This is a genomic window from Streptomyces sp. JJ36 (genome assembly GCF_021696945.1).
In the GTDB taxonomy this organism is placed as follows: Bacteria; Actinomycetota; Actinomycetes; order Streptomycetales; family Streptomycetaceae; genus Streptomyces.
Map to the genome: position 1 here is coordinate 1 of NZ_JACYHE010000019.1, position 12,270 is coordinate 12,270.

Below are 12,270 nucleotides of genomic sequence, written 5' to 3' on the forward strand. Positions count from 1 at the left end.
CGCCGCAGTCGGCGCACCGGCCGCGGCGCCGCCGGCCGCCGCCGGTCCCGGCACCACCGGAACCCCGGCCGCCGGGGGCCGCGCCTCCGGGCCCGCACCGCGCCCGCACGGACCGAACCTCCACACCTGGGACGAGCCCTCCTTCGCGCGCGTCCTCCCCGCCGACTTCCCGCGGCTCCGCGTCGCCGTCGTCGGCACCGGCCCGGCCGGCATGTACGCCGCCGAGGACCTGCTGCTGCACACCCCGGCCGAGGTCACCCTCATCGACCGGCTGCCCGTCGCCGGCGGGCTCCTCCGCTACGGCGTGGCGCCCGACCACCCCTCCACCAAGCGGGCCGGCGACGCCTTCGCCCGCTTCCACACCCATCCCCGGGTGCGGATGCACCTCGGCCTGGAGGTGGGCCGGGACCTCACCGCCGAGGAGCTCGCCGCCCACCACGACGCGGTGGTCTACGCCGTCGGCGCCCCCGCCGGCCGCAGCCTCGGCCTCCCCGGCGAGGACCTGCCCGGCAGCCTCGCCGCCCCCACCTTCGTCGCCTGGTACAACGGCCACCCGGACGTGCCGCCGGACGCCGTCTCCCTGTCCGCCGAGCGCGCCGTCGTGGTGGGCACCGGGAACGTCGCCCTGGACGTGGCCCGCATCCTCCTCACCGACCCGGAGACCCTGGCCGGCACCGACATCGCCGACCACGCCCTGGCCGCGCTGCGCCGCAGCCGGGTGCGGGAGGTGGTGCTGCTCGGGCGGCGCGGCCCGGAGCACGCCGCCTGCACCCGGCCCGAACTGCTCGCCCTGACCCATCTGCCCGGCGTGGAGCTGGTCGTGGACGACCACGATCCGCGCACCGGCGCGACGATCGACGCGGCCGGGCCGGACACCAAGGCCGGGCTGCTGCGCGACGTCCCGCGCACCGCACTCGACACGTCGGCGCCGCCCGGCGCCGGGCGGCGCCTGGTGCTCCGCTTCCACTCCGCCCCGGTGGCGCTCTCCGGCGACGACGACGTGCACGGGGTCCGTACGACCGGTGCCGCCGGGGAGACGGAGATCCCCGCCGGACTGGTGCTGCGCGCGGTCGGCTACCGCGGCGTACGGGTGCCGGGGCTGCCGTTCGACGAAGCCGCCGGGACGGTGCCGCACGAGGCGGGGCGGGTGACCGGGTGGCCGGGGACGTACGTCGTGGGCTGGATCAAGCGCGGGCCCTCCGGCGGCATCGGCGCCAACCGCTCCTGCGCCGCCGAGACCGTCGGCACCCTGCTGGACGACGCGGTCGCCGGGGCGCTGCCGGCTCCGGAGGGCTCGCGGAAGGCCTTCGGCCGGCTGGTCCGGCGCCGCAACCGCCGGATCGTGGACGCCCGCGGCCTTGCCGCGATCCACCGGGCCGAGGAGGCCCGGGGCCGCCGCGACGGGCGGCCCCGGGTGAAGCTCACCACCGCGGGCGACCTGGTCGCCGCCGCCCGCAGCCGCCGGCGCCTCCCCTTCTGACCCGGGCCTCCGGGAGCACGCCGCGGCACCGCCCCGGCGCGGCGCTTCCCACGTTCCGTGCGGCCCGGCCGTTTCGGCCCGGGCGCGTCGATAGGGGGCGCTGTCTCGGGGCACCGCCCCCGGAGGTGGTGCCCCTCGGGGCGCGCCCTCCTCCCGGTGCGCCCGGGTCGCGCCGTGCCCAGGGGCGTCTTCCCAGGGGTCGGTCGTCCCCGGGGGCGCGCCACCCACCCGGGTCGCACCGGTCCAGGGGTCGCTGTCCCCCCGGGGCGCCCGGTTGCACCGTCCCCGGAGGCGCCGGCCCCGGGCGGGCCGACCGCCGGGGAGGGCGCACGGTCACAGACGCGGCCCCCTTCGGGTGAACACCCCCTGCGACACGGCCTGTCCACGAACCCGGGGGGCGCGGCGCGCCGACCATACGGGGGTGAACACCACGAGACCCCCGCACCCCCGGCGCCGTCGGCTGCTCCCCCTGGGGCTGACCGCCGCCGTGCTGTGCCTGCTGCCCGCCCTGCCCGCCGCCGCCGAACCCGCGAGCCCGCCGGTGCGGCCCGCCCCGGAGCACCCCGCGCCCACCCGCGCCGAGCGGGCCGCGGACACGTACCTGGACCGCGTCCGGGAGCGGCCCGGGCGCCTGCGCGCCTTCTTCCGCGCCCTGCCCAAGGGCGGCGACCTGCACAACCACCTCTCCGGCGCCGCCTCCACCGAGACCCTGATCCGGCTCGCCGGCCAGGAGGGGCTGTGCGTGGAGACGGACACCATGAAGGCCGTCCCGCCGCCCTGCGGCCCCGGCAACCGGCCGGCCGCCGACGCCCGTACGGACGGGGCCTTCCGGCGGGAGCTGATCCGCGCCTGGTCGATGGAGGACCTGCCGCGTGGCGCCTCCGGCCACGACCACTTCTTCGCCACCTTCGGCAAGTTCGGCGAGGTGCCCTGGCGCCGCCCCGGCGCGCTGCTGGCCGACGTGACGGACACCATGGCCCGGCAGAACCAGTTCTATCTGGAGTCCATGACCACCCCCGCGTCCCCCGAGGGGAAGAAACTGGCGCAGCGCGTCGGATTCGACCGGGACCTGCGGCAGATGCACGCGAAGCTGGTCGCCGGCGGCAAGCTGGACCAGCTCGTGCGGCGGGCCCAGCAGGAAGCCGACAAGGCCGAGCGGCAGTTCCGCGAGATCTCCCGCTGCGGCACCCCGGCCGCGGCGCCCGGCTGCCGGGTGACCGTCCGCTGGATCTCCCAGGCGGCCCGCGCGAGTACGCCGGAGCGGGTCTTCACCCAGCTCGCGCTCGGCATGCGGCTCGCCGAGCGCGACCCGCGCTTCGTCGCCGTCAACCTCGTGCAGCCCGAGGACGACGAGAACGCGCTGCGCCACTACCGGCTCCACATGCGCATGCTGGACTACCTGCACGGGGTCTACCCGGACGCCCACATCACCCTGCACGCCGGGGAGCTGGTGCCCGGCCTGGCCAAGCCCGAGGACCTGCGCTTCCACATCCGCGAGGCGGTGCGCACCGGGCACGCCGAGCGCATCGGGCACGGCGTCGACCTGCTGCACGAGGACGGCTGGCGGCCGCTGCTGCGGGAGATGGCGCGCCGCGGGGTGGCGGTCGAGGTGCCGTTCACCAGCAACCGGCAGATCCTCGGCGTCTCCGGTGACGCCCACCCGTTCCCCGTCTACCGGCGGCACGGGGTGCCGGTGGTGCTGGCCACCGACGACCCGGGCGTCTCCCGCACCGACATCAGCCGGGAGTACGCGTACGCGGCGCGCACCTACGGGCTGGACTACGTCGAGCTGAAGAACCTGGCGCGCGCCTCCCTGGAGCACGCCTTCCTGCCCGGGCGGAGCCTCTGGCGCACCGGCGGTCCGGACGCGTACGTACCGCGCGCCACCTGCGCCGGGCAGCGGCCCGGGACGGTCGCGCCGCGCGCCGCCTGTGCGGAGCTGCTGCGCGACAGCGCCAAGGCCCGCCACCAGTGGCGCCTGGAGGCCGCCTTCCACCGCTTCGAACAGCGCCTCCTGCGCACCATGCGCTGACCCTCTCCCCCACACGCCGCCCGGCGCCACCCGCGCCGGGCGGCGCGCTCTGCCTCCGGCCGCTCGCAGTGCAGCCTCTGCCAGGCGCTCGATTGCCGGCCCGGCGACCTCCTCCGCTGGGAGACCGGCGACCGCCGCGGACGAGTGAAACCGGCGCCAGTGCTCAGCGGATGCGGCCGAGGTGGATGACGGTGACGCGGACCTGCCGGTCACTCACCTCGTACAGCACCCGGTAGGGGCCGACATGGATACGCAGGAGGTTCGCGCTGCCGAACGCACCGCGGGGGCGCGGCTCCTGGGCGAGACGGTCCACAGCCGTGAAGACCTGCCGCACGTCCTCAGGGTCCGTCTTCGCTAACCGCTCGGCCTGCGTCAAGGCTTCCGGTTCCCAGACGACCTCGTGGCTCACGTGCTCTCGCCGAAGACCCGGCGCACGGCCTCGTCGTGCGAGACACCGGCGGACTCTCCGCGAGACTGCCGCTCTCGATAGGCGGCCAACGCACGCAGCTCCTGGAGCTCCAGCGCGTCAGCAGGGCTGACCAGTATCGCCACCGTGTTCCCGTGATCGGTGATCGCCACCGGCTCCCGCGTCGCGCTGACCTCCCGCGCGATCGCTCCCAGCCGCGCACGGGCCTCCACGATCGAGTAGTGCACCTCGGTCATGCACACCACCTTACAGAAGTGTGCACCCTTGCTGCCTCCGACAGCGGCAGGAACAGCTCACTCTGCACCGCGTGAGCCGGGACCCCGGAACGGCATAGCAGCCCCGGGACGCGAAACGGGCCCGCTCCCCCGGGGGGAGCGGGCCCGTTCGGGCGTGGAGAGCCGGGAGGGGGCTCAGGACTCCTTGGAGTCCTCGGCCTTCCCGGTGTCCTCCGTGGCCTCGGCCTCGGCGGGCTCCTCGGCCTGCGCGGCGTCCTTCTTCAGGTCCGCCACGGCCTCGTCGCCAGCTGCGTCCTTGGCGCTGCGCTTCGTCGCCGCCTCGGCCTCGCCGACCGCCTCCTGCTGGACGGTGAGCGGCTCCACCAGCTCGATGACCGCCATCGGGGCGTTGTCGCCTCGACGGGGGCCGATCTTGGTGATGCGGGTGTAGCCACCCGGGCGGTTCTCGTAGCGCGGGCCGATCTCGGTGAAGAGGGTGTGCACGACGCCCTTGTCCAGGATCGTGCGCATGACCTGGCGACGGTTGTGCAGGTCGCCCTTCTTCGCCTTGGTGATCAGACGCTCCGCGACCGGACGCAGGCGGCGGGCCTTCGCCTCGGTCGTGGTGATGCGGCCGTGCTCGAAGAGGCTGGTGGCGAGGTTCCCCAGCATGGCCTTCTGGTGCGCGGCGCTGCCGCCCAGACGGGCACCCTTGGTGGGCTTCGGCATGATCTTCGCTCCTTGGTTCTCTGCACCGGCCGTATCAGGTACCGGTGTCAGGGGTCCGCGGGGACGTCTGTCCGCACGGGCCCGGAACGGTCCGGGGACGGCGTGCGCCCCCGGGGCGTTCCGGAGCCCGCGAGCCGTGGCTCGCGGGCGGCCCGGCCGTCAGCGGCCGGGAGGCTGCGGCGCCCCCCGCGGCGGGAGGGCGTGCCCGGGGCCGGGCGGCCCCGGCCCCGCGGTGGGGGCGCGCCGGGCGGCGCGCCCCCACCGGACGGGCTCGGTCTCAGTACTGCTCGGTCTCGACGAAGCCCTGGTCGGTGTCGTCCTCCGCGCCGAAGGCGTCGGCGGCGGCGGTCGGGTCGAATCCGGGCGGGCTGTCCTTGAGGGCCAGGCCCATGCCGGCCAGCTTCGCCTTGACCTCGTCGATCGACTTCGCACCGAAGTTGCGGATGTCGAGCAGGTCGGCCTCGGAGCGGGCCACCAGCTCGCCCACGGAGTGGATGCCCTCGCGCTTGAGGCAGTTGTAGGAGCGGACGGTGAGCTCCAGCTCCTCGATGGGCAGCGCCAGGTCGGCGGCGAGCGCGGCGTCCGTCGGGGACGGGCCCATGTCGATGCCCTCGGCGTCGACGTTGAGCTCGCGGGCCAGGCCGAAGAGCTCGACCAGGGTCTTGCCGGCCGAGGCCATGGCGTCGCGCGGGCGCATGGCCTCCTTGGTCTCGACGTCGACGATCAGCTTGTCGAAGTCGGTGCGCTGCTCGACTCGGGTCGCCTCCACCTTGTAGGTGACCTTGAGCACCGGCGAGTAGATCGAGTCGACCGGGATCCGGCCGATCTCCTGGCCGACCTGCTTGTTCTGCACGGCGGAGACATAGCCGCGGCCGCGCTCGACGGTCAGCTCCATCTCCAGCTTGCCCTTGGCGTTCAGGGTGGCCAGCACCAGGTCGGGGTTGTGCACCTCGACACCGGCCGGCGGCGCGATGTCGGCGGCGGTGACCACACCCGGTCCCTGCTTGCGCAGGTACATGACGACCGGCTCGTCGTGCTCGGAGGAGACGACGAGGCTCTTGATGTTGAGGATGAGGTCGGTGACGTCCTCCTTGACGCCCGGCACGGTGGTGAACTCGTGCAGGACCCCGTCGATCCGGATGCTGGTCACCGCAGCACCGGGGATCGAGGAGAGGAGCGTACGACGCAGGGAGTTACCGAGGGTGTAGCCGAAGCCGGGCTCCAGGGGCTCGATCACGAACCGGGAGCGGAATTCGTCGACGACCTCTTCGGTCAGTGAGGGGCGCTGAGCGATCAGCATGGGGATGTGCCTCCAGTCTGCGGCAACCGCTATTTGATGCCGTACTGCAAGGGTACGGGCGGTACGGCCGGAAACCCAGCCGTACCGCCCGGACCGGGGCGAGCCGGTACTCGGATTACTTCGAGTAGAGCTCGACGATGAGCTGCTCCTGCACCTGGGTGTCGATCACCTGGCGCTCGGGCAGCGAGTGGACGAGGATCCGCAGCCTGGCGGGGATCGTCTCCAGCCACGCCGGGACGGTCTTCTCGCCGGCCTCCGCCTGCGCCACCTGGAAGGGGGTCAGGTTGCGGGAGGACTCGCGGACCTCGACGATGTCGTTCGCCACGACACGGGCGGACGGGATGTCGGTCTTGCGACCGTTCACCATGATGTGCCCGTGGCGGACGAGCTGACGGGCGTGGTCGCGGGACTTGGCGAAGCCGGCCCGGTAGACCACGTTGTCCAGGCGGGTCTCGAGGATGCGCAGCAGGTTCTCACCCGTCTTGCCCTGCTGGCGGTTGGCCTCGTTGTAGTACCCGCGGAACTGCTTCTCCAGGACACCGTAGATGCGCGCGCACTTCTGCTTCTCGCGCTTCTGCAGCAGGTACTCGGAGTCCTTGGTGCGCCCGCGCCCGTGCTCACCCGGGGGGTAAGGACGGATCTCGATCGGGCACTTCGCGCTCTCGCACTTAGCTCCCTTGAGGAAGAGCTTCTGCTTCTCCCGACGGCAACGCTTGCAGTCGGCCCCGGTGTAACGCGCCATGTCTTAGATCTCCTACTTCCTGCTGCTCAGACTCGGCGGCGCTTCGGCGGGCGGCAGCCGTTGTGCGGGGTGGGCGTGACGTCCTGGATGGACCCGACCTCGAGGCCGGTGGCCTGGAGGGAGCGGATCGCGGTCTCCCGGCCGGAGCCGGGGCCCTTCACGAAGACGTCGACCTTGCGCATGCCGTGCTCCTGGGCGCGGCGGGCGGCGTTCTCCGCGGCCATCTGCGCGGCGAACGGCGTCGACTTGCGCGAGCCCTTGAAGCCGACGTGGCCGGCGGAGGCCCAGGAGATCACGTTGCCGGTCGGGTCCGTGATCGAGACGATGGTGTTGTTGAACGTGCTCTTGATGTGAGCGTGCCCGTGGGCGACGTTCTTCTTCTCCTTGCGGCGCACCTTCTTGGTGCCGGCCGTACGGCCCTTCGGAGGCATTGAGAATTAACTCCCGTGGAGGTGGTCGGTCCGACTGCGGGACCGCTGGTCAGCGAGTCCGCGGTGGACTACTTCTTGCCCGGCTTCTTCTTGCCGGCGATCGCGCGACGCGGACCCTTCCGGGTGCGCGCGTTGGTCTTGGTGCGCTGGCCGTGGACCGGCAGGCCGCGGCGGTGCCGCAGACCCTCGTAGCAACCGATCTCGACCTTGCGGCGGATGTCGGCCTGGATCTCCCGGCGGAGGTCACCCTCGACCCGGAGGTTGTTGTCCACGTAGTCGCGGATCTTGACCAGGTCCTCCTCGGTCAGGTCGCGGACCCGGGTGTCGGGGCTGACCCCGGTGTGGGCCAGGGTCTCCTGGGCCCGGGTACGGCCGATGCCGAAGACGTAGGTGAGGGCGACCTCGACGCGCTTCTCGCGCGGGAGGTCGACGCCTGCGAGGCGTGCCATGAACGTGGCTCCTGTGTGCGTGCGGAGGTCTGGCGCAGCACCGTTCCCGTAAGACTCTGGAAAGTGTTACGAGCCGGGTCCCCGGCCTCCGACCGGGGGTGTCGTCCCACACACATCGCTGGTGGGGGTCGGGTGACTGCGTATGTACTTTTCGCTTGCGTCGCGCGAAGAGGTGCGAGGTGCGAAGGCGTGGTCGGCCGTGCGTCAGCCCTGGCGCTGCTTGTGGCGCAGGTTGTCGCAGATGACCATGACCCGGCCGTGGCGGCGGATCACCTTGCACTTGTCGCAGATCTTCTTGACGCTCGGCTTGACCTTCATGAGGTTGAGGTTCTCCGGGTCGTCGTGCCGTCGTCCCGCCGCGGGCGGCGGAGCCGGCGGCGAGATCTACTTGTAGCGGTAGACGATCCGCCCGCGCGTCAGGTCGTAGGGAGACAGCTCCACCACGACCCGGTCGTCGGGAAGAATACGGATGTAGTGCATCCGCATCTTGCCGCTGATGTGCGCGAGGACCTGGTGGCCGTTCTGCAGCTCCACCTTGAACATGGCGTTCGGCAGAGATTCGACGACTGTGCCCTCGATCTCGATGGCCCCTTGTTTTTTGGCCATGCTTGAGCGCTTCACCTTCCGGGATCGGCTACCTGGGGTGGCCCAGGGCATACGGGACACCCGGACCGACGAGCCAGTCTACGGCACCGTCTCCGGAAACACGAATCGGGGGAGTCTCCCCCACCGGGGAGATCGTTATGCGCCGGGAGGCCGCGGAGGTGCGGGGCCGTCCGGGTGAGCCGGGCCGCCGGCCGGACGCTGCCGGGCCGGAGGACCGTGGACGTCACCGGGACCGCCGGAGGCGTCCCAGGCGCCGGGCGCCCGGAGGCACCGGATGCCCGGGCGGCGAACGGGCCCCTCAGCCCAGCGGGTCGGGGGCGGCCGTGATGCCGTACTCGGCCAGCTTCGCCCGGCCGCCGTCGGGGGCGGTCAGCACCAGCGGGCCCTGCTCGGTGAGCGCCACCGAGTGCTCCCAGTGGCTGGACCAGCTTCCGTCGTTGGTCTTGACCGTCCAGTCGTCGGAGAGGACGTGCGTCTTCGGGGTGCCCAGGCTCACCATCGGCTCGATCGCCAGGCACATCCCCGGGACCAGCCGCGGACCCCGGCCGCGGCGCCGGTCGACGTAGTTCAGCAGGTGCGGGTCCATGTGCATCTGGGAGCCGATGCCGTGGCCGCCGTAGTCCTCGATGATCCCGTACTTGCCGGTGGCCGGACGGGGCTGCCGGCGGATGGAGGACTCGACGGCCCGGGAGACGTCCACCAGGCGGTTGCCCTTCCGCATGGCCGCGATCCCGGCCCACAGGGACGCCTCGGTGACCCGGCTGAGCTCGTGCAGCTCCGGGGCGTGCCCCTCGCCGACGAAGACCGTGATCGCCGCGTCCCCGTGCCAGCCGTCCACGATGGCGCCGGCGTCGACGGAGAGCAGGTCGCCGTCCCGCAGGATCGTGCCGCCGTCCGGGATGCCGTGCACCACCACGTCGTTCACCGAGGTGCAGATGTTGCCGGGGAAACCGCCGTATCCCAGGAAGTTCGGCTTGGCGTCGTGCTCGGCGAGGACCTTGGCCGCGACCTCGTCCAGGTCCTTGGTGCTGGCGCCCGGCACCGCGGCCTCCCGGCACGCCCGGTGCATGGCGGCGACCACCAGCCCCGCCTCCCGCATCTTCGCGATCTGCTCGGGGGTCTTGATCTCCACCATCGGGCCGTCGCCTTCCTGCACCTGTCTCGAACGCCTCGCTACCAGTCTGCCCGATACGGCCGCGCCGGACCCGGCGGGCGCCGGGCCCGGGACCGCGCGGGCGGGCCGGTCCGCCGTCTCAGTCGCGGCCGAGCGCGGTCATCGCGCGCTCGGTGACCTCCGTCACCGCACCGAGCGCGGAGATCGTCGTGACGAGCCCCTGCTCCCGGTAGTAGTCGATGATCGGCTCGGTCTCGCTGTGGTAGACGGCGAGCCGCTTGCGGACCGTCTCCTCGCTGTCGTCCTCGCGCTGGTAGAGCTCGCCCTCGCACTCGTCGCAGCGGCCCTCCGTCTTCGGGCGCTGGTACTCCGCGTGGAAGACGTGACTGCTGTCCTTGCGGCAGATGCGCCGCCCGGCGATCCGCCGGACGACCTCCTCCTCGGGGACCTCCAGGTCCAGCACCGCGTCCAGCTTGAGGTCGTGGGAACGCAGGAAGGCGTCCAGCGCCTCGGCCTGGCCGATGTTGCGCGGGAAGCCGTCCAGCAGGAAGCCCTCCCGGGCGTCCTCCTGCTGCATGCGGTCCTCGGCCATGCCGATGGTGACCTCGTCCGGCACCAGCCGGCCGGCGTTCATGTACTCCTTCGCCTGCCGGCCCAGCGGTGTGCCCTGGCTGATGTTGGCGCGGAAGAGGTCGCCCGTGGAGATGTGCGGGATCGACAGGTTCTCGGCGAGGTACGCGGCCTGAGTGCCCTTACCCGCGCCCGGTGGCCCGACGAGGACGATACGCATCAGCGGAGGAACCCTTCGTAATGGCGCTGCTGAAGCTGACTCTCGATCTGCTTCACGGTCTCGAGCCCGACACCCACGATGATCAGGATGCTCGTCCCGCCGAACGGGAAGTTCTGGTCGGCGTTGAACGTCACCAGCGCAACGGTGGGCACCAGGGCGATCAGCCCCAGATAGAGGGCCCCGGGCCACGTGATGCGGTTCAGCACGTAGCTCAGGTACTCAGCGGTGGGACGTCCCGCCCGGATGCCCGGGATGAACCCACCATACTTCTTCATGTTGTCGGCGACTTCTTCGGGGTTGAAGGAGATGGCCACATAGAAGAAGGCGAAAAAGACGATCAGCAGGAAGTACGTCGTGATGTAGATCGGACTGTCACTGCCGACGAGATTCTCCTGCACCCAGGTCGCCCAGCCCGCCTGCGAGTTGCTGAACTGCACGATCAGGGCGGGAATGTAGAGCAACGAGGAGGCGAAGATGACCGGAATCACACCCGCCTGGTTGACCTTCAGCGGAATGTAGGTGGAGGTGCCGCCGTAGCTGCGGCGTCCGATCATGCGCTTGGCGTACTGCACCGGAATGCGGCGCTGCGCCTGCTCGACGAAGACCACCAGGGCGACCATCGCGAGACCGGCGACGATGACGACGCCGAACTCGATCCAGCCGTCGGCCAGCTTGCCCTGCTGCTTGATGGCCCACAGGGCGCCGGGGAAGCCGGCGGCGATGGAGATGAACATGAGCATCGACATGCCGTTGCCGATGCCGCGGTCCGTGATGAGCTCGCCCAGCCACATGATCAGCGCAGCGCCGGCGGTCATCGTGATCACCATGGTGATGGTGGTGAAGATCGAGTCGTTCGGGATGATCTCGTCCCGGACCTGGCACTGCGGGAAGAGCGAGCCGCTTCGCGCGGTGGCGACCAGACCGGTGGCCTGGAGCACGGAGAGCGCCACGGTCAGGTATCGCGTGTACTGCGTGATCTTGGCCTGGCCGGCCTGCCCCTCCTTCTTGAGCTGCTCCAGCCGCGGGATGACCACCACCAGCAGCTGCAGAATGATGCTCGCCGTGATGTACGGCATGATTCCGAGCGCCAGGATGGTGAGCTGGAGCAGTGCGCCGCCGCTGAACATGTTGACCAGGCCGAACAGGCCGCTGTTGGCCTCGGCCTCGCTCATGCACTGGTTGACGTTCTCAAAACTCACGCCCGGGACCGGGATGTGGGCCCCGAGCCGGAAGAGCACCACGATGCCGAGCGTGAACAGCAGCTTCTTGCGCAGGTCGGGCGTCTGGAACGCCCGGGCGAACGCGGTGAGCACGGTGCCTCCTGCGCCCCCCGCGCTCGACCACGCGAGAGGTGACGGTCTTGAGGATCGACGGATATCAACAGTGCACGCCACCTTACCGGCGGCGACCACCCGCGGGGAACGACCACCCGCGGGTATGACTGACCGGGGATGCCCCGCGAGGCACCCCCGGCCGGTCAGTCACCGAGCTCAGACAAGCTCGGTCACGGTCCCGCCCGCGGCGGTGATCTTCTCCTTGGCGGAGCCGGAGACCTTGTCGACGGTCACCTGCAGCGCCACCGAGACCTCGCCGGTGCCCAGCACCTTCACGAGCTCGTTCTTGCGCACCGCGCCCTTGGCGACCAGGTCGGCCACCGTGACCTCGCCGCCCTCGGGGTAGAGCACGGCCAGCTTCTCCAGGTTGACGACCTGGAAGTCCTTGTGCGCGGGGTTCTTGAAGCCCCGGAGCTTGGGCAGCCGCATGTGCAGCGGCATCTGCCCGCCCTCGAAGCGCTCCGGAACCTGGTAACGGGCCTTGGTGCCCTTGGTGCCACGCCCTGCGGTCTTGCCCTTGGACGCCTCACCACGACCCACCCGGGTCTTGGCGGTCTTGGCGCCGGGGGCCGGCCGGAGGTTGTGGACCTTCAGCGGCTTGTCGCCCTGCGGCTCAGCCAT

15 protein-coding genes are annotated in these 12,270 nt (G+C 71.6%); 2 read left to right on the plus strand and 13 right to left on the minus strand.

All coding sequences use genetic code 11. The features are described from left to right. Together HOY81_RS10405 and HOY81_RS10410 are read left to right on the plus strand one after the other, a co-directional pair. The coding region (locus HOY81_RS10405) for an FAD-dependent oxidoreductase (protein WP_237319992.1) at positions 1–1,480 on the plus strand (1,480 nt) is incomplete at its 5' end. 421 nt (positions 1,481–1,901) lie between these two features. Next, the gene (locus HOY81_RS10410) at positions 1,902–3,512 is read left to right on the plus strand and encodes an adenosine deaminase (protein WP_237319993.1); all 1,611 of its coding nucleotides are present in this window, start codon (positions 1,902–1,904) and stop codon (positions 3,510–3,512) included. A 163-nt stretch (positions 3,513–3,675) separates the two neighbouring features. Here HOY81_RS10410 and HOY81_RS10415 read toward each other — a convergent pair whose 3' ends face one another. From HOY81_RS10415 to rplO, 13 genes are all read right to left on the minus strand, one after another. Beyond that, positions 3,676–3,921 carry a type II toxin-antitoxin system RelE/ParE family toxin gene (locus tag HOY81_RS10415; RefSeq protein WP_237319994.1) on the minus strand — a complete coding sequence of 82 codons (246 nt, stop codon included), beginning with the start codon at positions 3,919–3,921 and terminating at the stop codon, positions 3,676–3,678. Beyond that, the gene (locus HOY81_RS10420) at positions 3,918–4,175 is read right to left on the minus strand and encodes a type II toxin-antitoxin system Phd/YefM family antitoxin (protein ID WP_237319995.1); all 258 of its coding nucleotides are present in this window, start codon (positions 4,173–4,175) and stop codon (positions 3,918–3,920) included. Before HOY81_RS10420 ends, HOY81_RS10415 begins: the two co-directional genes overlap by 4 nt. 174 nt (positions 4,176–4,349) lie before the next feature. Further along, positions 4,350–4,883 (minus strand): 50S ribosomal protein L17, encoded by a 534-nt coding sequence (rplQ, locus tag HOY81_RS10425; protein WP_237319996.1) that lies wholly within the window; start codon positions 4,881–4,883, stop codon positions 4,350–4,352. A 277-nt stretch (positions 4,884–5,160) separates the two neighbouring features. Next, positions 5,161–6,183 carry a DNA-directed RNA polymerase subunit alpha gene (locus HOY81_RS10430; RefSeq protein WP_237319997.1) on the minus strand — a complete coding sequence of 341 codons (1,023 nt, stop codon included), beginning with the start codon at positions 6,181–6,183 and terminating at the stop codon, positions 5,161–5,163. A 115-nt stretch (positions 6,184–6,298) separates the two neighbouring features. Then, on the minus strand, positions 6,299–6,925 hold the full coding sequence (gene rpsD, locus HOY81_RS10435; protein WP_237319998.1) for a 30S ribosomal protein S4: 627 nt from the start codon (positions 6,923–6,925) through the stop codon (positions 6,299–6,301). 26 nt (positions 6,926–6,951) lie between these two features. Continuing rightward, positions 6,952–7,356: a 30S ribosomal protein S11 gene (gene rpsK, locus HOY81_RS10440; protein WP_237319999.1), complete on the minus strand. Its 405-nt coding sequence runs from the start codon at positions 7,354–7,356 to the stop codon at positions 6,952–6,954. A 68-nt stretch (positions 7,357–7,424) separates the two neighbouring features. Then, the gene (gene rpsM, locus HOY81_RS10445; RefSeq protein WP_237320000.1) at positions 7,425–7,805 is read right to left on the minus strand and encodes a 30S ribosomal protein S13; all 381 of its coding nucleotides are present in this window, start codon (positions 7,803–7,805) and stop codon (positions 7,425–7,427) included. Between the two features lie 204 nt (positions 7,806–8,009). Beyond that, the gene (gene rpmJ / locus HOY81_RS10450) at positions 8,010–8,123 is read right to left on the minus strand and encodes a 50S ribosomal protein L36 (RefSeq protein ID WP_003956441.1); all 114 of its coding nucleotides are present in this window, start codon (positions 8,121–8,123) and stop codon (positions 8,010–8,012) included. A gap of 66 nt (positions 8,124–8,189) precedes the next feature. Next, positions 8,190–8,411 (minus strand): translation initiation factor IF-1, encoded by a 222-nt coding sequence (gene infA / locus HOY81_RS10455; RefSeq protein ID WP_003948620.1) that lies wholly within the window; start codon positions 8,409–8,411, stop codon positions 8,190–8,192. A 298-nt stretch (positions 8,412–8,709) separates the two neighbouring features. After that, on the minus strand, positions 8,710–9,546 hold the full coding sequence (map, locus tag HOY81_RS10460; RefSeq protein WP_237320001.1) for a type I methionyl aminopeptidase: 837 nt from the start codon (positions 9,544–9,546) through the stop codon (positions 8,710–8,712). Between the two features lie 118 nt (positions 9,547–9,664). Continuing rightward, positions 9,665–10,315, minus strand: coding sequence for an adenylate kinase (locus HOY81_RS10465; RefSeq protein ID WP_237320002.1), 651 nt, complete (start codon positions 10,313–10,315; stop codon positions 9,665–9,667). Then, a complete protein-coding gene (gene secY, locus HOY81_RS10470; protein ID WP_237320003.1) occupies positions 10,315–11,628 on the minus strand; it encodes a preprotein translocase subunit SecY in 1,314 nt (437 codons plus the stop codon). The genes HOY81_RS10465 and secY overlap by 1 nt, the downstream gene beginning before the upstream one ends. A 177-nt stretch (positions 11,629–11,805) precedes the next feature. Beyond that, positions 11,806–12,270 carry a 50S ribosomal protein L15 gene (gene rplO / locus HOY81_RS10475; RefSeq protein ID WP_237320004.1) on the minus strand — a complete coding sequence of 155 codons (465 nt, stop codon included), beginning with the start codon at positions 12,268–12,270 and terminating at the stop codon, positions 11,806–11,808.

What these genes read in the sequence shown, in the direction of transcription:
- HOY81_RS10420 (WP_237319995.1), bottom strand. Translation starts at nt 4,175, where the DNA reads ATGACCGAGGTGCACTACTCGATCGTGGAGGCCCGTGCGCGGCTGGGA.
- rplQ (WP_237319996.1), bottom strand. Translation starts at nt 4,883, where the DNA reads ATGCCGAAGCCCACCAAGGGTGCCCGTCTGGGCGGCAGCGCCGCGCAC.
- HOY81_RS10430 (WP_237319997.1), bottom strand. Translation starts at nt 6,183, where the DNA reads ATGCTGATCGCTCAGCGCCCCTCACTGACCGAAGAGGTCGTCGACGAA.
- rpsD (WP_237319998.1), bottom strand. Translation starts at nt 6,925, where the DNA reads ATGGCGCGTTACACCGGGGCCGACTGCAAGCGTTGCCGTCGGGAGAAG.
- rpsK (WP_237319999.1), bottom strand. Translation starts at nt 7,356, where the DNA reads ATGCCTCCGAAGGGCCGTACGGCCGGCACCAAGAAGGTGCGCCGCAAG.
- rpsM (WP_237320000.1), bottom strand. Translation starts at nt 7,805, where the DNA reads ATGGCACGCCTCGCAGGCGTCGACCTCCCGCGCGAGAAGCGCGTCGAG.
- rpmJ (WP_003956441.1), bottom strand. Translation starts at nt 8,123, where the DNA reads ATGAAGGTCAAGCCGAGCGTCAAGAAGATCTGCGACAAGTGCAAGGTG.
- infA (WP_003948620.1), bottom strand. Translation starts at nt 8,411, where the DNA reads ATGGCCAAAAAACAAGGGGCCATCGAGATCGAGGGCACAGTCGTCGAA.
- map (WP_237320001.1), bottom strand. Translation starts at nt 9,546, where the DNA reads ATGGTGGAGATCAAGACCCCCGAGCAGATCGCGAAGATGCGGGAGGCG.
- HOY81_RS10465 (WP_237320002.1), bottom strand. Translation starts at nt 10,315, where the DNA reads ATGCGTATCGTCCTCGTCGGGCCACCGGGCGCGGGTAAGGGCACTCAG.
- rplO (WP_237320004.1), bottom strand. Translation starts at nt 12,270, where the DNA reads ATGGCTGAGCCGCAGGGCGACAAGCCGCTGAAGGTCCACAACCTCCGG.